This is a genomic window from Glaciimonas sp. PAMC28666 (genome assembly GCF_016917355.1).
GTDB lineage: Bacteria > Pseudomonadota > Gammaproteobacteria > Burkholderiales > Burkholderiaceae_D > Glaciimonas.
Window position 1 is genome coordinate 1,850,995 of sequence record NZ_CP070304.1, and the last position, 18,188, is coordinate 1,869,182.

Annotated in this window: 13 protein-coding genes; 9 read left to right on the forward strand and 4 right to left on the reverse strand. The window is 52.8% G+C overall.

Annotated elements, in window-relative coordinates:
* Window positions 1–224: 224 nt before the first annotated feature.
* Together JQN73_RS07905 and argB are read left to right on the forward strand one after the other, a co-directional pair.
* Complete coding sequence (locus JQN73_RS07905) at window positions 225–1,454, forward strand: polyhydroxyalkanoate depolymerase (protein ID WP_205323253.1); 1,230 nt, start codon at window positions 225–227, stop codon at window positions 1,452–1,454.
* Window positions 1,455–1,837: 383 nt separating this feature from the next.
* Complete coding sequence (gene argB, locus JQN73_RS07910; RefSeq protein ID WP_205322534.1) at window positions 1,838–2,740, forward strand: acetylglutamate kinase; 903 nt, start codon at window positions 1,838–1,840, stop codon at window positions 2,738–2,740.
* Window positions 2,741–3,051: 311 nt separating this feature from the next.
* On the opposite strand, the gene JQN73_RS07915 is transcribed toward argB, so the two are convergent.
* From JQN73_RS07915 to JQN73_RS07930, 4 genes are all read right to left on the reverse strand, one after another.
* Window positions 3,052–3,768, reverse strand: a complete 717-nt coding sequence (locus JQN73_RS07915; RefSeq protein WP_205322535.1) for a pseudouridine synthase — start codon at window positions 3,766–3,768, stop codon at window positions 3,052–3,054.
* A gap of 73 nt (window positions 3,769–3,841) precedes the next feature.
* Window positions 3,842–4,375, reverse strand: a complete 534-nt coding sequence (locus tag JQN73_RS07920; RefSeq protein WP_205322536.1) for a BON domain-containing protein — start codon at window positions 4,373–4,375, stop codon at window positions 3,842–3,844.
* A 154-nt stretch (window positions 4,376–4,529) separates the two neighbouring features.
* Window positions 4,530–6,485 (reverse strand): 30S ribosomal protein S12 methylthiotransferase accessory factor YcaO, encoded by a 1,956-nt coding sequence (gene ycaO, locus JQN73_RS07925; RefSeq protein WP_240162471.1) that lies wholly within the window; start codon window positions 6,483–6,485, stop codon window positions 4,530–4,532.
* Window positions 6,486–6,932: 447 nt separating this feature from the next.
* On the reverse strand, window positions 6,933–7,580 hold the full coding sequence (locus tag JQN73_RS07930; RefSeq protein WP_240162472.1) for a DNA-3-methyladenine glycosylase I: 648 nt from the start codon (window positions 7,578–7,580) through the stop codon (window positions 6,933–6,935).
* Between the two features lie 394 nt (window positions 7,581–7,974).
* Here JQN73_RS07930 and JQN73_RS07935 point away from each other — a divergent pair, with 394 nt between their 5' ends.
* The 7 genes from JQN73_RS07935 (at window position 7,975) to JQN73_RS22625 (ending at window position 18,130) form a co-directional block, all read left to right on the forward strand.
* Window positions 7,975–10,734, forward strand: coding sequence for a sulfite reductase flavoprotein subunit alpha (locus JQN73_RS07935; RefSeq protein ID WP_205322537.1), 2,760 nt, complete (start codon window positions 7,975–7,977; stop codon window positions 10,732–10,734).
* Window positions 10,735–11,178: 444 nt separating this feature from the next.
* The gene (locus JQN73_RS07940) at window positions 11,179–11,724 is read left to right on the forward strand and encodes a GspH/FimT family pseudopilin (RefSeq protein ID WP_205322538.1); all 546 of its coding nucleotides are present in this window, start codon (window positions 11,179–11,181) and stop codon (window positions 11,722–11,724) included.
* Between the two features lie 52 nt (window positions 11,725–11,776).
* Window positions 11,777–12,319 carry a type IV pilus modification protein PilV gene (pilV, locus tag JQN73_RS07945; RefSeq protein ID WP_205322539.1) on the forward strand — a complete coding sequence of 181 codons (543 nt, stop codon included), beginning with the start codon at window positions 11,777–11,779 and terminating at the stop codon, window positions 12,317–12,319.
* Between the two features lie 8 nt (window positions 12,320–12,327).
* Window positions 12,328–13,461: a PilW family protein gene (locus JQN73_RS07950; RefSeq protein ID WP_240162473.1), complete on the forward strand. Its 1,134-nt coding sequence runs from the start codon at window positions 12,328–12,330 to the stop codon at window positions 13,459–13,461.
* Complete coding sequence (locus JQN73_RS07955; RefSeq protein WP_205322541.1) at window positions 13,458–14,033, forward strand: PilX N-terminal domain-containing pilus assembly protein; 576 nt, start codon at window positions 13,458–13,460, stop codon at window positions 14,031–14,033. Before JQN73_RS07950 ends, JQN73_RS07955 begins: the two co-directional genes overlap by 4 nt.
* A 138-nt stretch (window positions 14,034–14,171) precedes the next feature.
* On the forward strand, window positions 14,172–17,678 hold the full coding sequence (locus tag JQN73_RS07960; RefSeq protein WP_240162474.1) for a pilus assembly protein: 3,507 nt from the start codon (window positions 14,172–14,174) through the stop codon (window positions 17,676–17,678).
* 11 nt (window positions 17,679–17,689) lie between these two features.
* On the forward strand, window positions 17,690–18,130 hold the full coding sequence (locus JQN73_RS22625) for a type IV pilin protein (protein WP_205322542.1): 441 nt from the start codon (window positions 17,690–17,692) through the stop codon (window positions 18,128–18,130).
* The last annotated feature ends 58 nt before the right edge of the window (window positions 18,131–18,188 follow it).

Below are 18,188 nucleotides of genomic sequence, written 5' to 3' on the forward strand. Positions count from 1 at the left end.
CCCTATTCTTTGACGCATGTTGGTGTCGTAAGTCAGACGACAATTCTAGAAACAATTTAGCAAACTTCATGCCAGAGCCGTAGGCTTCTGTTAGCACCGTAATGAGTTTCACGAAGACAAGGCTTACCGAGCGCAGCACCCGGCCGCTTGCCAAAAAAGTCTGGTATGGCCTGCAACTTGCTAATGCCTTTGAACATCGCCCACTCTCGGGCAAGGGAGCACTTATGAAGTATCAAGTCTATCAAGCGCATTCCGATATGATGGCGGGTATGCGCTTAATCACACAGGCCGCAGTCGCGGCCATGTCCCACCCAATGTTTGATAAAGCACCGGGTGTTCGCAAACTCTCGGCAGCCTATGAAACATTTTCCAGTACCGAGGTGACGCATACGAGGCCGGACTTTCGCCTGACCAGCATTTCCGTAGGAGCAGGTCAGGGAGAGGTTAGCCAAGATGTACCTGTGCACGAAGAAATCACGCACGTCATGCCGTTCTGCACCTTGTTACACTTTAAGAAAGAAGGCGTGACCGGGCAGCCACGCGTTTTGATCGTCGCACCGATGTCGGGACATTTCGCGACCTTGTTGCGCGAAACCGCACGCACAATGTTAGCGGATCATGATGTGTACATCACGGACTGGCACAATGCCCGCGATGTGCCCTTGTCCGCAGGTCGTTTTGGCATGGACACTTACGCGCAGTATCTCATCGCTTTTTTGGAAGTGATGGGGCCTGGCTCGCACATGGTGGCAATTTGCCAGCCTTGCGTTGCCGCTCTGGTTGCGACGTCCATCATGGCCGAAGATAACAATCCGGCGCAACCGCGCAGCCTGACGCTAATGGCGGGGCCGATCGACACCCGCGTCAATCCGACCGGTGTGAACGAACTCGCCACCAGCAAGCCCTTTGAATGGTTTGAAAAAAATCTCATCAGCACCGTCCCATCCCGCCATCCCGGTGCCGGACGCCGGGTCTACCCGGGATTTTTACAGCTATCCGCCTTCATGAGCATGAACCTTAAACGGCACGTGAATGCCTTTAAAGGACTGTATGCCGATCTGGCCGAAGGTGATCTGGATAAAGCCAACACGACGCGCGCGTTTTACGAGGAGTATTTCGCTGTACTGGATCTGGACGCCGAGTTTTATCTGGATACGATACGTCATGTGTTTCAGGACTATGCATTGCCGCTGGGCAAGCTGGAGTACGCTGGACGTTTGGTCAAACCAGCGCTGATCAAACGCACTGCTCTGCTGACCGTCGAAGGTGAACATGACGACATCTGTGCAATCGGGCAAACTATGGCCGCGCACGACCTCTGCAGCAGCATTCCGGGTTACATGAAATCCCACCATATGCAAACCGGCGTCGGCCATTACGGCGTGTTCAGCGGGCGCCGCTGGAGTAAAGAAGTTTACCCTATCGTTCGCGAGATGATCCACGTCAGTCAGTGACGTTACGGTCAGACGCATCGTCGCTGATTCGGTCTTATTGTTCATTTACCAATAAGGCCGATTTCATTATTCGGCTAATCCGTCCGCTCCGGTAAAAATTGCGATTCCATACCGATTTAACAAGAAAATCCTTGACCTGAGTCTCAGCACAGGCCAACCCTGAGCCCTCTCCAGGCACCGGTTAACCGTGTCGAAACGGGCGATTGTGTGTTTTATCCGAACATCCCTGCTTTGCTCCCAACAAACTACGACTTTTCCATGTAAAATCGCGCCCATTGCCGCATGCCTAATTGCGGATTGCTGTTGACCGACTTTGGTCCTGCAGACATCCTCACTGGTCCTCGGTTCTTTGCTCACCTTTTCAGACTATCGCAGGATATCCCATGCTCGACTTTACCGATGAACTTGCCAGCATTTCGCCAAAAGTAAAAGCGGGAATCCTGGCCGAAGCGTTACCCTATATCCGAAAATTTCACGGCAAAACCATCGTCGTAAAATACGGTGGGAACGCAATGACCGACGAACGCCTTAAGCATGGGTTCGCTCGTGATGTGATTTTGTTAAAACTGGTCGGCATGAATCCGGTGGTGGTGCATGGCGGCGGCCCGCAAATTGAAAATGCGCTCAAAAAGATCGGCAAGCAGGGTATCTTCGTTCAAGGCCATCGGGTCACCGACGAAGAAACCATGGAAGTGGTCGAATGGGTGCTAGGCGGTGAAGTGCAACAAGATATTGTGATGCTCATCAATCACTACGGTGGTCAGGCAGTTGGCTTGACCGGCAAAGACGGTGGACTGATCCGCGCACGCCGGATGAAAATGCCCGATAAGCAAAATCCGGGACAATTTCTGGATATCGGTTTCGTCGGCGAAATCGAGGCAATCAATCCTGCCGTGGTAAAAGCATTGCAGGACGATGCCTTTATTCCCATCATTTCGCCAATCGGTTTCGGCGCTGATGGTCAGGCATACAACATCAATGCTGACGTTGTTGCGGGAAAAATCGCCGAAATTCTGCATGCAGAGAAACTGATCATGATGACCAACATCGCAGGCGTTCAGGATAAAGAAGGCAATCTGGTGACGGATCTGTCGGCACGTGAAATCGATGAGATGTTTGAAGACGGCACCATCTCCGGCGGTATGTTGCCAAAAATTTCATCAGCACTGGATGCAGCGAAAGCAGGCGTCAACGCGGTTCATATCATCGACGGTCGCATTGAGCACTCTTTGCTGCTGGAAGTGTTGAGCGAGCAGGCATTCGGTACGATGATCCGCTCGCATTAAGAGAGATTAATTACCCGATCTTACCGGGATGCTCTGGACATAACAAAACCAAATACAAAGTTTTGAGCATCCCAACACCGCCAAGACAGAATAATTGTCTGCTTTTTTCGTTTTTATGAAATTCGCAACAAACGCCGTGTCAGTAGTGCATTCATGTCTCGTCTGGAATCTACCACGATGTGAATATAAATAACGTTTTGCCGCACTTCGTAAATGACCCGGTTTGTTCCAGATAGCGGGAAATTTCACTTTACTTAACGAAGCAAGTCTTCCCCACGTAAAGGCTCACCACACTGGTTAAGTTCCTAGCCTCAAACAGGCGCCAATAACGCACATTGCTCCGGTGTTAAATAACACCAGTCGCCCTCTTCGAGCGCCAAAGAAGCCAAGGTCATTGCTCCTATCGCTGTCCGCTCCAACGCGACACAGTGATTTCCCGCGGCGGCCAGCATGCGCTTCACCTGGTGATATTTACCTTGCTCCAGAACAATTTCGATATGACTTTCATCGATCATTGCGCAGCTTACCGCTTTTAACGGGGCTGGTTCGTCATTTAACTGAACGCCGTCGATCAATTGCGCCACCAGTTCCGGCGTCACCGGATCGTGGGTTGTCGCGACATATACCTTCGGGACATGGCGCTTCGGTGACGACTGCGCATGGATAAACGAGCCATCGTCTGACATCAACAACAAACCCGTTGTGTCGTGGTCCAGTCGACCGACCGGCTGCAGTTCACGCCAGGTAAATTCCTCCGGCAAAATTGACAGCACGCCGGGATGGTGGCTCGGCTTGCGCGAGCATTCGATGTTGGGCGGCTTATGTAATGCAATGTAGACGCGCTCGCGATAGACCCATTCCTCGTCAAATAAAACAAAGATCAAGCTTTCGGTTTCGATCTTGGCACGGTAATCGTTGATCACTTCGCCATTGATACTGATTTCACCGTCATCAATCAACGAGCGGCAATATTTGCGGGTACCGACACCTTGGGATTGCAGTATGCGGTCTAAGGATAATTTACTCATAGGTATTCAAATTCAGACGATAGAAATTAAAACGGACAGTAACGAAAAAAATTTCACACTACAATCATGCAGTCTAATGCTCCGGGGCCAGCAAATAAGGCGGTTTTACGGGTTGTATTCCAGCGCCTACCGGCATCAAATTGACGATGACTCTTTCCACGTCCGGTTCTGCCTTCACAAAATCTTCGAGCGCTTTCACCGTGATCGCCGGATCAGCCCTGCATCCTTCCACCCAGACAAACCGCCGTTGAAAGGTCAGCCATAAGGTGCTCTTGGCAAATGCCGGGCTTGTTGCAAAATGGGCTGCCACCGATTTGCTGATATCGGCGTCATAAGCATAGGAATTCGGCTTGGTGCACTGGCCGGCCAGCCAACAGCTTGTGCCACGCTCCGCCCGCCAATGCGACTCTTTACGCGCGTCATCCTCGGACGTCATCGGGCCGAGTGGTGTGGGGCAATTTGGGACGGCGTGTCGGACCCGGATAAAAGGATCATTAAACCAGTTTTTCAGCTCTGCGCTCGATGCCGAACACACAATGGGCAGTATCGCCATTCCCAGACAGAAGATGCGCCACTTCCGCCCCACCAAACGCCGCTGACGCGTCATATCGAACCTCTTCCATGCAGTCGCCGGGACGCATCAACCAGGGTAGGAGAAAACCTTTATTCCGTTATTTACAACGTTAACCTAAAAAAATCGCCCATAGTTGAAACCTACGGGCGATATTGACCTAGCCAAGGCCGCCAACCTTGCTGCCATTTTATTTAGCCGCTTGTACCTTGGCATAGGCCGCCAACCAGCGTTGATGCATGTCGCAACCTTCAAGATTGAGGCCTGGTGATTTCACACCGAAGAAGCGTTGCTCGCGGTTCAACAATGCCTGCGCTTGCTGGACCGTTGCAGCGCCGTACAAAAGTTCTAAGGCACTCGCATACGGTGCGGCATCTTCCAGTTCAATCAAACTTTCGATGCAGCGATAAACCAGTTGACGGTCTCCACTGATTTGATTGAAATGACGGATCCAGTTACAACCTTGATGGGTAGCTTCGCGGTCACCGATGGCTAGTGCCAATAGCGTTTTCAATTCTCCGACACGTAATTCTTTCCACAGCGTGTCAACATCCGCCACCAAACCAATCAACGCAGCGACGGGCCGTTGATCGGCCAAGCCGAGCTCATTCAGCTCTGCCAGCAAGTCTGTACATTCTTCGTCATCCAGATCTGCCAGGAATAGAATCGGTTCGCGGATTTCGTTGCCGACGCTGACGTTATCCCATTCCAGATCTTCAACCGGATAGATATCAGACATTCCAGGTACCAGAATCCGGCAAGCATACACGCCCAGATGGGTGAAATCGGCGATATAGATATCGTGACCCTTGGCATGGATGGCGGCAATCGACCAGGCATAATCTTCGGCCGTCGTGTTGCTGAAGTTCCAGTCGCTGAACGCAAAATCGGGCGTATCACGCAAAAAGTTCCAGCTGATAATACCGCTTGAATCGACGAAGTGGATTTCCAGATTTTGCGAATGTGCGATTTCTTCCAGATCAAAACCTGGCTCGGGAAAGCCGCCTAAAGCATCCAGAGCGCGACCTTGCAGCAACTCCGTGAGTGCACGCTCAAGCGCAATTTCGAAACGCGGATGGGCGCCAAAGCTGGAGAAGCATCCTTGATCGGTCGGATTCAGGAGCGTGACGTTCATTACAGGATATTGGCCACCGAGAGACGCGTCCTTGACCAGGATACCGAAGCCAGCGGCACGTAAAGCGCGAATACCGGAAGCGATGCGTGGATAGCGGGCGATGACTTCTTCCGGCACATCCGGCAGACAGAGACCATCCTTGATGATGCGGAATTTGACGTCGCGCTCAAAGATTTCGGATAGCGCCTGGGTGCGTGCTTCCGCTTCTGTATTACCGGCGGACATACCGTTGCTGGCGTACAAATTGCCGATAATATTGACGGGGAACCAAACCGTTTCACCATCGCGTTCGCGAATGTACGGAATAGCGCAAATGCCGCGATCTTCGTTTCCGGAGTTGTAGTCGACCAGCATCGTAGCGTCAACCGTGCCTTCAGGATTGTAGAATTTTTGCAATTCCGGGGTGAGCAGACCGGCTGGCCATGCTTCGGTTTCGTCGTTCAGCGAAAACCATTTTTCACGCGGATAATGCACAAAAGGACCATTTGCCACTTTTTCGCCGAGGTAAAAATGGGTCCAGAAATAATTACACGAAAGGCGCTCAAAAAATTCGCCCAGCGCGCTGGCGCGTGAAGCTTGCTCCGTGGCACCTTTACCATTCGTAAACAGCAAGGGACAGTCACGATCACGGATGTGCACCGACCAGCAACCATCCACCGGGTTAAGCCACGAGCGCTCTTCAATATGGAAGCCCAGCGCCTCCAGCTTGCCTTGCATCGAACTGATCGAAGATTCCAAGGAGGCATCTTTGCCGGGTATAAAGTGTTCTGTTGACATGTAAAATCCTGAAAAGGTAAAAAATTGGTCAGTGCGGGCGCGTTGTATTGCAAGTTGATTTTGCAAGCTGCCGCCTACGAATAAAGCTTCGATGCGGCCAACGAAATGCTCGACGCAACCGACATAGCAGAACCGACAACCACCACCGGTCTGTTTTTGTGCGAATGTCGTGATGATACGCGTGTCTATGGCGCTACGGAAACCGATGGGCGAGATGATGCGTAACAACATCATCGACAAAAGCAGTGCGCGACCAGCGGGGCAAGGCCGGATAGAGGAATAACCAAAACCCCGCCAAGGTAAATCGATTACCTTAAAATAGTCAATTGACCACGAACATCAACCGAAAAATTACATGGTGCAGCTTAAGGCGACGTTCGACCAACTCGGTCAATTATTCCTAGATAAACAACTAAGGTCGGACGAACGCATGATCCGCGATGCAGTGCCAATGCATTCCCAAGACGAACTGGCGCCGCGGTGGTGAATACCTATGAAGGGACCCACGATGTGCACGCGTTGATATCTGGACGAGCGCAAACGGGCATTCTGGCATTTTCCGGTTAAGATCGAAATGGACGAGGGCCACCCGCCTTCCGGTGGGGGCGGACTTGCCTCATGCAATGACTTCATGCAAGGACTTCACGCGCTGGCTTCACGCATTGGCTTCACGTCGTTAGTTCATCCAATACTTTGTTTCCTGCTGGATTTTTTACCTTTGCCATCCCCAATGCCATGATGGCGGAAACATTCACCTGCGTGGTCGTCCACCAGACCGACACCCTGAAGGTAAGCGTAGATAATTGTAGAACCAATAAATTTGAATCCGCGTTTAAGCAGGTCCTTCGAAATACGATCCGAAAGGGGCGTTTTTGCCGGGCTAGGATTTCCACCGAACCAGTTTCCTCGTACTGGTTTTCCGTCAACATATGCCCACAAAAAGGCGTCCAGACCACCTAACTCTTCGCGCAGCCGTAAATAAGCTTGCGCGTTATTAATGGTCGCCGCGATTTTAAGACGGTTTCGAATAATGCCGGCATTTGCCATCAATCCGGCAACCTTTTCCGCATCGTAGCGCGCGATTTTTTCAGCATCCCATTGGTCGAACGCAATCCGATAATTTTCACGCTTATTGAGAACGGTCTCCCAACTGAGGCCAGCCTGCGCACCCTCAAGATTGAGCATCTCGAATAATCGCGTTTCATCGTGGCAGGGCACGCCCCATTCTTCGTCGTGATAACGCAGATAAAGCGGATTTTTTACATTAGCCCATCTACAACGTGCGATGTCGTCAATAACGTCTGGCGCTTCCATATTCTTGTTCGTCATGGTGGTGTCGGTCGCTGAAAATTAAGTGAGTAAACCGCTGAAGGATTTGACGCATTCGATAATTATACTGAGAAATCCTCAATTACTGTATGTTTATACAGCTGCCGAGAAGGCCAAACTGGTCCCGGAAGAGCCTAATCTTGCGGTTATCACCAAACTTCGCGTCACCCCACGCCGCAGCAAATCATGTTCAAAATTTTGTCCAGTTGATCTATTTTCGTCAAATATTTGCTCAAAAGATACACATTAAATATAGCTTTAATGCGAATGATAATGATTACTGTCTCGCGCTATAATGCCGGATAATAATACCCAATAGATAACATGCTGACCGCACCTGCCGCGCCCTTCAACATTCCTCCCTCGCCCCTTTCCCTTTTTGATATTCCCCGACATGCTTAAGAAAATCTTATTTCAAGTACATTGGTTTATTGGCATCACTGCAGGAACATTGCTGATGGTGGTGGGTCTTTCGGGCGCGATACTCTCGTTTAGGGAAGAACTGCTGGATCTTCTGAATCCCGGTGTCATGACGCTTAGCGCTAACACCGTTACGCCGCTCACGCCGGATCAGTTGGTCTTACAACTCCAAACCCTGCAACCGTCCCGCCATGTCGCGCAGGTGACCGTCTTCGCCGATCCGCATATGGCGGCACGCGTCAATTTTGCACCGGAGGCCGGAGTCAAACGCGGCGAATTAAGATATGTCAATCCGGTCACCGGGGCTTTACTACCGCGATTGCAGGGAGACGCGTTTTTTCAATTCGTGGAGCGCTTGCATCGCTGGTTCTTGCTGCCTAAAGATATCGGTCAATTGGTCGCGGGATGCGCCGCACTGTGTCTGCTTTTCCTCGCATTGTCAGGTCTCTATCTACGCTGGCCGCGTCGCCCTTTGGCGTGGCGCAACTGGACCAACGTCAATTTTTCACTGACCGGACGGGCATTTTTGTGGAACCTGCATTCGGTCGTAGGAACCTGGCTGCTGGTGATGTACCTGATATTTAGTTTGACCGGTTTGTATTGGGCCTTCGACTGGTTCAAAGATGGCGCAAACTGGCTGGTCGCCGATACCACGAGTAGCCAACAAATGCAGCCAAAGCAGCGCGATGGTGCGCAAAAAACCGGGATAAAACGCGACGAAAAATCCGGCGGTCGACGACAAAAGTCGGACAGTCCGGTTTTAGCGGACGGTTCTGAAGAGCGACTGAATCTGGAAATAACATGGCAAGCATTTCTACAAGCGACCGCAAAAACGGGCGGCTACAGCAGCGCTCGCCTGCGCTTGCCCGAGCAACCTGGCAAACCGGTACAGATCATTTTTCTCGCTGCCAACCCGCCGCATGAACGCGCCCGCAATCAAATGATGGTGCAGCCGCTAACAGGCAAGATTTCACAGCTTGAGCGCTATGCTGACAAATCTGCGGGCGGACGCTTGATTGGTAGTGTGTATCCACTCCATATGGGGACGTATTTCGGACTACCCGGTCGGATCATCATGACGCTCGCCGGGCTTGGCCTGCCGCTTTTCGGCATTACCGGTTGGTTGTTATATCTTGATCGTCGCCGCAAAAAACGCTTGGTACGGGCCGAACGCGCTGCCTTCGAGATGGCCGGGAGCGCAAACATCAGCTCGGCAATTCCGGCGCGTGGCGAGGCGATTGCGGGATCACCGCCGCTCCTTATCGCACCTGTACTCATCGCGCCTCTAATCATCGCTTATGCAAGCCAATCCGGATTTGCCGAAAGCATCGCTTTACGCAGCGCTGCCGCTTTGCAAAACGCTGGCATGACGGTCGTCGTACAATCATTATCGAGCCTGGATCCGGAGCGCTTGCGCCACTATCATCGCGCATTGCTAGTTGTCAGCAGCTTCGGGGAGGGTGATCCACCAGATAGCGCACGGCGCTTTGCCAGACAATTATATCAAACGTCCGGGCACGCCCTTCCGCATCTGCAATACGGCATTTTAGCGTTGGGCGACAACGCTTATCCGCAATTCTGTGGTTTCGGCCGTACCCTCGATCATTGGCTGCAAAATCAGGGCGCCCACGCCTTTTTCCCTATGATCGAAGTCAGCAATGGCGACAGCGTTGCCCTATCTCGCTGGCAGCATGCGCTTAACGAACTCGCTGGCAAGAAAGTAAACTTGTCCGCCAGCACCGACGCCGCCGAAGTGGCCGACAATCAGGCAGCGTCGAACCCACCAGCACCAATAACGCGTTCGACATCCGAATATCAGCCATGGCGACTGAATACGCGCCGAGAATGTAATTCGGGCAGTGAGGGTGAGCCGATTTTTCATCTTGAATTTTCCCAAACGGTATCAGACCAGCCGCATTGGAAGTCCGGCGCATTGGTTGAAGTCCGACCGCGCCATTCGGTCGAGCGCGTTGCGTTCTTTCTGCAGCGATTAATGCTGGACAAGGCGTCACTGATCACACATAACCAGAAAACACTCACACTTGGGGAGCTGTTATCAGTCAGCATCTTGCCTAACCTCGCCAAGACAGCAGCGCCCATCAGCGCGCAACAACTAGCCGAACAACTGCAGCCGCTCGGCACCCGCCGTTACTCCATCGCGTCCATTCCAGCCGACGGCAGCGTGCATCTGTTGGTGCGCCAGGTCAGCCACGAGGATGGCCTCGGTTTAGCGTCAGGCTGGCTTACCGAGCACGCACCGCTCGGGTCAACTGTGGAAATGCGCTTGCTATCAAACCCTGGCTTCGAACTCGTGCCCACAGATATCCCTTGCATCTTTATCGGTAACGGCTCCGGGATAGCTGGCTTGCGGGGACATTTACGCGCGCGGGCATACGCCGGGCAGCACCAAAACTGGTTGTTATACGGTGAGCGCCATCAAGCCCATGATTTTTTATATGGCGATGAAATACAACAATGGCTGAACGATGGCGTCCTTTCCGGTGCCGATCTGGCCTTCTCGCGTGATCAACCGGAAAAGATCTATGTTCAGGATCGCTTGCGTTTGGCGGCAGATAAATTACGACAATGGTTGCTTCAGGGCGCGTTCGTTTATGTCTGCGGCAGTCTGGACGGAATGGCTGCAGGAATTGACAGCGCACTCACCGAAATTCTGGGCGAAGCGGCGCTGGATGACTTAATTGCGGCGGGGCGTTATCGCCGCGACGTTTACTAAGCTTCGTTCACCATCCGCGCACTTTCGATTGAATCTTTGAGCCAACCGACCAACGGTCGGTATGGCTTACAGTGCAATCTTGCGCAAGCCACCATTAATCGCAACTCAGACTGGGATTACGGTCGAGCAACGTTTGTAGAGCAACGTCTATCACGCAATGCTTGCCGCAAAACGTCGGCCTTCCGGCGCCTTAATATATTATCTTTGCACCAATACATTGACGATACCGTAGCAATCCATCCCGCCGCAATTCCCCAAGCGCACCGCCCCTCTTCCGGATACACCATACCGCTGGTCGGGCAAAAATTGCCGCCTGTCAAAAAAGTTTTGTGCGGACAAGCTTTCCACGTATCATTTTTGTAATACAAATTGCGCATATTGCCCCATAGAATTTGTCTGCCGTTCGACTTTGACCAACGGCTAAATCATCTCAATAAAAACTTTATGATCAAGCGCCATTCCTTCGCTGCGTTCACCCTGGTCGAATTGTTGATCACGATTGCGGTCGCCGCGATATTGGTCTCTCTGGCTGTGCCCTCATTCAATACGATGCTTCTCAATAACCGGCTGACGGGGCAAGCGAATGCGTTTATGAGCGCGCTTAACTATGCTCGCGCTGGCGCGTTGACGCAAAATGTTAACGTCCAGGTTTGTCCAGTCGGTGCGACCGGATCCGTCACCTGCGGTGCCAACTGGAGTGCTGGCTGGATTGTCACCACAGTGCCTGCTGCGGGCGTCGGCACCCTCTTACAAAGTTATAAGGCAGGCCCCAACGATCCGTTGTTATCGGCGGTTGCTTTTGCCGGGGTTACGGCAACCACGATCAACTTCGATCCTCGGGGCCTGGCCACCACCCAATCCAATTTTAAGATTTGCGATAACCGTGGCGCGGCTTATGCACGCTCACTACAGGTGGTGGTCACAGGATCGGTTCAACAGGGGCCGACGCCGGGCGTGGCGGTGTGGGGTGGCGCGTTAGTTTGTCCGTAAAAATAATTTTATCCGACAGCGAGACTGAATTTCAGATAATGAGCGAGATTCTATGAATCAGAAAAAAGCCGCTAAGCGCGGTGCCGGATTTGCGTTGCTGGAAGTGCTCATTGCACTTGTGGTGCTGGCATTTGGCATGATCGGTATCGCCGGAATGCTATTGGTCGCCCATAAAGCCAACAGCTCAAGTTACCTCAAGCAACAGGCGGTCCAATCCGCTTACGACATTATCGACCGGGTCCGGGTTAATAGTCCGGCTGCTATCAGCGGTAGCTATGATGTCAACAATTTGCTCACCGGCACGGTAACGCCAGCCGCTCCGGCGACGATTTCTCCAGATTGCAGCGCTGCGAGCTGTAGCGTGGCCCAGGTGGCTGCCTATGACGTCTGGTATTGGCTCGCCAGAGATATCGCCCAGTTACCGAACGGGCGCGGCTCGGTTGTCACCACCGCGGCGGCTACCGGCAACAACACGCTGATCACGGTGACTGTGCAGTGGGATGACAGCCCCGCGCAAAGCAAGCTAGGGGTCGCAACCCAAAGCCAGGGAGCCAGCGCCAATCTGGCCCAATTTACAGTGCAAACACTTTTATGAGGCCCGCCGTGGAGCAAACTGCAAAGCTGGCTGTGGAGCAGGCCAAGAAGCAGGCTACGAAGCACACCATAAAGTCGACCGATAAAAGATTTGGCGGGTTTTCATTGATCGAACTCCTGATTGCCATGACCCTTGGGTTATTTTTGGTGGGCGCAATCATTAGCGTTTATCTGGCGGAAACGCAGATATATAAATCGACCAATTCGCAGGCGACCATTCAAAATGCCGAAAACGCAATTGCGGGATTGGTAACCCCTGTCATCCGTTCGGCGGGCTTTAACGGATGCTCGTCACTAGCGCAATCCTTGTCAAACCTCACCGCCGGTGCGCCGCCGCCTTTAGGCACACTGACTTCGAACTCAAATGCCGTTTTTGGCTATCAGGGCGGCGGGGCAACCTTGACCATTGCACAAGATAATGCTGCAAACGATGTCACCGCCAGCGACTGGAGCCCAGCGCTTGACGCGACCTTAGTGGGTAAGGTTCAGGCGGGCAGCGATGTATTAGTGTTGCTCGGCGCAATGCCCAATACCGCCCCGGTCGGCGTGACGGTTATTCCGCTCGGCGGCACTACCATGACTTTGCAAAATACGACGGGTCTCGCAGTGGGACAACTGGGCATCGTCTCAGATTGCCTGAAATCAAGTATTTTTCAAATCACCGCGATCGCTGGCAATACGATCACCCACGCGGCCGGTGGCGGCGCAGTCGGCACAAATAGCACCAGCGTTCTGGCGGTGAACTATCAACTCGGCGCACTATTTGTTCCGCTGCAACAAACCGCGTTCTATGTAGCGCAAGGGGTCGGGGGCGATCAAAGCACCCTCATGCGATCAACTTTTAGCAATGGTGCGTGGACCAACCTCTCGCTGGTACCCGGAGTAGAAGCGATGCAGGTCTTGTACGGGATCGGCACAAATAACGTATTGACGCAGTATGTTCCGGCCAGCGCAGTGACCGACTGGACCCAGGTGTATTCCGTACGTATCGGATTTCTGATACAGGGCCAGCTTGGTTCTGCCACGACATCGAGCGCAACCCCGGCACAATTCAAGGTATTGAATACCACCGTCACAGTACCTGCCGACGGCCGTCTGCGACACATCTATGAGATCACGATCAATTTGAGGAATGCGGCATGAAAACTCCCTCACCTCACCTATGCGTTCCTTCCGTTACCGCAGCAAATTATGTTGGAACTTCTGCTGGAACTTTCAAGGCCTTCAAAGCGCGTACGCAACGCGGAGCTGTATTGCTGATCACCGTCATGCTGGTGCTGATGCTGACCATTCTTGCGCTCGGGTTGGTGGCGTTGAACAGCACTCAAACCCGCATCGCCACCAACAGTGCTGATGTACAGATCGCTTTTCAAACCGCTGAAGCTGCGCTTAATCAAGCGCAAAGCAATTTACTGGCGGGCAATTATCCAGCAGCAAATTTTCAATCGAATAACAATGGCTTATATCTGTTTAATCCGGCTAATCCGCCTTTATGGACCACGATCCTTTGGAGCGGAGCGACTACCGTGATACCAAGCTTTCAGGGAAATTCGAAAAGCGCTGCTGCCTTCTTTATCGAGCTCCTGCCTTCCGTCGTTCTACCGGGACAAAACATGAAAAAAGTTACCCGCGTCTACCGTGTCACTGCGCGTGCGGTGGGGGCAAGCGGCGGCGCACCAGTGTTGCTGCAGGCCACCGTCCAAATTCAGCAATAAATTCAGCAGTAAATTCAGCAATAAATGCAGCAGTAATTTCAACGACAAGTTCACCAATAATCAGCTAATAGCGCCAAACGTATTCGCCGCCATTGCTTACTTATTTCAGTATTGCGCAAGAAGATAGAGGATCGAAGTATGAAGCCAGAACAAAAATCAAGGATGCGTCTGAAGCGCTTGCCTGCACTTGCTGCGATCACGGCGGTTGCCTTGTTGCTGGCTTCGTCAACCACTATTCCGCTTCCGGCAAACGCGTTGCCCAACGTGACCCTGGCGATTTCGCAGGTGCCATTGACCGTCTCCACCCCCGTCCATCCCCAAGTATTAATTGCATTGGGCAACTCTGAATCCATGGACGGCACACTGAGCGGCGCGATCATGATCGGCTCTGGAAGCGTATCGAACAGCCTGTCCTCTCTGAACAATTCCAGCTCGCCCATAAATTACGCGGTTCCTGCCGGCTTTACGCCGCCGGTGCAGGCAGCCGATGTGTCGGGCAATGCGCCATATACGGTCAGCCAGAGCGGTAATCTGGTGGACAATGGGGCAAGTCGGCTGAACGTCGCCAAAGGCGGCGTTCAGGCGATCATCCAGGCCTATATGCAAAATACCGACTTTGCACTGCTTAACTACAGCACCAGCGGTACTAATCTATATACGACATGGGTGTATTACATGTCGCCCTCGAGCAGCGGATTCACATTTACCAGCACAAAAGTAAGCGGCAATCGTTACGTGACCAATCCATGCTTCGGATACACCACAGCGAGCTCAACGGTCAGTAGTAATTGCGCGTCGATTGTCAGCTCCGGGCTGTACTCTGCCTCCGCCGTGGCTAGCGGGCAATATATGCAGATTGGTGCGTCCAGCGATGACGCAACCATCAACGACGTTCTCTACTCAGGATCGCAGGCAAGCGTCTATATCAACTACGGAAACATCAATCCGGCCACGCCGTTTCCTCCGAACTATTCCTTGGCCAATTACAATAACGGCTCAATTAATATTTCGTACCAATTTAGTAAGCCGAGTGCTAATCAGTCAACCGGGCCAACCAACGCGGGATATGTACCATTTTCTCAACAGGTTATGTATGTGCAGAGGGGATTTGGTTACGGAGGCAGTCAATCCGCAAATTCCGGAAACGTCGTCGTGCCGATGACGTCGGCAGGATCGACACCGACCACGGCCACCGTCACCGCAGCGGTCAACACTTTTTTACCGTATCTGGCACCGGAAACCAATAATCTGAACACGGGTGAAATCAAAGCGGTGGCGGGACAAGCACCAACGGCAGGATTATTGGCAAAGGCGCAAAGCTATCTCGCTACGGTGGCCGCATCGAATGCAGCCTGCACCCCTAAACAATATGTCGTCCTCATTTCCGATGGCTTACCAACGCAAGACCTGGCCGGAAAATATTGGCCACCGCTAGGCAGCGCGGCCGCTGGTGGGTACGGCGTAACCGCAAATTTCAATGCTGACGGCTCGCTCAATACCGCAAGTCCAGGGAACGATCAGGCCCTGATTGATACGATTACCAATCTCACCAAAATGCGTACCGCCGGTATCAACACCTACGTCATCGGTTTAGGCGCTGGTGTCGATCCCGCCGTCAACCCTCAAGCCGCCGCCACGTTACAGGCCATGGCAATTGCTGGTGGAACGGCTAGCTATTATCCGGCTAGCAGTCCCGGTGATCTGGTCAATGACCTCAATACAATCTTGATTGCAGTTCAACAGGGAACCCAGTCGACCACCGCTGCCGCCATCAACTCCCCGAGCCTGCAAAATGGGACTGTGGTTGAATATCAGGCCAGTTTCAATCCCAATGACACACCGTACCAGGATTGGACCGGCAATATCATCGCGACAGCGCTTGACAAAAATGGCGTCCCAACCGGCGTCGCACAATGGGGCGGAGCCACTGCCCAGTCTTTGTTGGATGCGCAGGTGACTGCAAATGGATGGTCAACGGGCCGCGTCATCGCCACCACCAATCCCGCCCTTAACTCGGGCGGCAACGGCGTACCCTTTCAATGGGCCAATCTGAGCACCGCCCAACAACTTTCGCTACAACCTTCCGACCTGCTGGGCGCGAGTCGGCTCCAATACATCCGTGGCAATACCGCGCTTGAGAAACGCAACGGGGGCGCGTTCCGCAACCGATCACATATTCTTGGTGATATCGTGGATAGCCAGCCGCTTTATGTAGGAACACCAACATCGGCCTATTTAACCGCCAGCTATCTCGCATTCCAGACCGCGCAAGCCAAGCGGCCGCCGATGCTGTACGCCGGCGCGAATGACGGCATGCTGCATGCTTTTAATGCCACCACTGGCGCGGAACAATTTGCTTTCATCCCGAACGGCGTCCTCGCCAATCTGCCCGCGTTGACCGTGCCAATTTATAATCAAAACCATCTATTCTTTGTCGACGGCTCGCCGCAATCGGGCGATGTACAATTTTCCGATACTACCTGGCACACCATCTTGGTTAGTGGCGAAAGCGGCGGTGGGAAAAGCATCTTTGCCCTTGATATCACCAATCCGCAAAATCTTACCACCGAAAAAAATCTCGCCGCTGCGGTGCTATGGGAGTTTACCGATACAGACATGGGATTGAGTTACAGCGAGCCACAAATTGCACCGATCGCGGCGGTATCGAATTTTGGCGTGTTCTTCGGTAACGGTTACAACAGTCCCAACAACAAGGCAGTGCTGTACGCACTTAACCCTGGCACCGGACAGACGATTGCGAAAATTGATTTGTGCGCTGCCGTGCCCGGAACTTGCAACAGTGGCCTTCCACAGGGGCTGTCGACTGTCGCCGTTGGAAATACCGATGGCCTGCAAGCGCAGCCGATAACACAGGTCTACGCTGGCGATTTGCAAGGCAATTTATGGGCAATAGACGTCTCGAATGTTACGCCGTCGAAATGGCAAGTACGCCTGCTTTTTCAGGCGCGCGATGCCAGCGGTAATATTCAACCCATTACTGTGGCGCCGGTAGTGACACTGCATCCTAACTACCCGCGCATGCAAGGCGAATTTATCCTGTTCGGCACCGGTCAGTTATTAACCGTCGCAGATTTAAGTAATCAATTAAAACAAACTGTTTACGCCATTTGGGACAAACCTGGGAATACCGTCGTCCCGACGCGCTCCAATCTGCAGGCGCAGACGCTTACAGTGGGTGCCGGAGGCTTGTTGTTCGATACGAGCACGCCGGTCGACTGGACCAAGAAGCTGGGATGGTATGACGACCTGCTGGTGGCCGGACAACGTGTAGTCACCGCTCCCGGCCTGATCGACGGCGCATTTATAGCGACCCTGAATACGCCGCCGGCAGCAAATAGCTGCAATGCCGGTTTCACCGCTGTGTTCCTTGAGCTAAATTTCCAAACCGGGGGTGCATTCACGCAACCGCAACTGGACACCAACGGAGATGGGATTATCAACACGCTCGACTCAAATGCGGTTGGTCTTCCGCTCGGAAACGGGTATTCCAGCACGCCAGTACCTATCGGTCCAAACTCGAAAAATCAAATCATCAAATTGATCACCCAATCCGGAGGGACGCAAAAAGCCATTCGAGATCCGAACAACACACCACGGCGTTTAACGTGGTGGCAACTTCAATAAAAGGGCCCACAATGCACTCAACTCCTATAGCTTTGCGCAAGCACCTGCAGCGCGCTTTCACGCTGGTCGAACTGATGATTGTGGTCGGGATAGTTGGCATCCTTGCGGCTGTTGCCTACCCGAGCTATACCACTTATGTACTTAAATCCCATCGCGCTGATGCGCTAACAGCGCTCGCCCAAACCCAGGTAATACTGGAACGATGCTTTGCCCAAAATTTTTCTTACAGTCAGGCGTGTGCTTCGCTTCCAGCCTTTCCGCTAGCCTCGCCTCAAGGCTATTACACCGTTACCAATCCGGTCCTCTCTGCAACGGCTTTCACGCTGACCGCCACCGCCATTGGCACGCAAGCGCTCGATACGACGTGTGCCAGTTTATCCGTCGACCAGGCGAATCAGCAAACCGCATTAAACAGTGCTGGTGTCGCACAAACGGTCTGCTGGCATCCTTAGAACGTGGTTAATCAAAACTTACGCACATTCTGCACGTTGGCACATTCGGCCCGCTGAA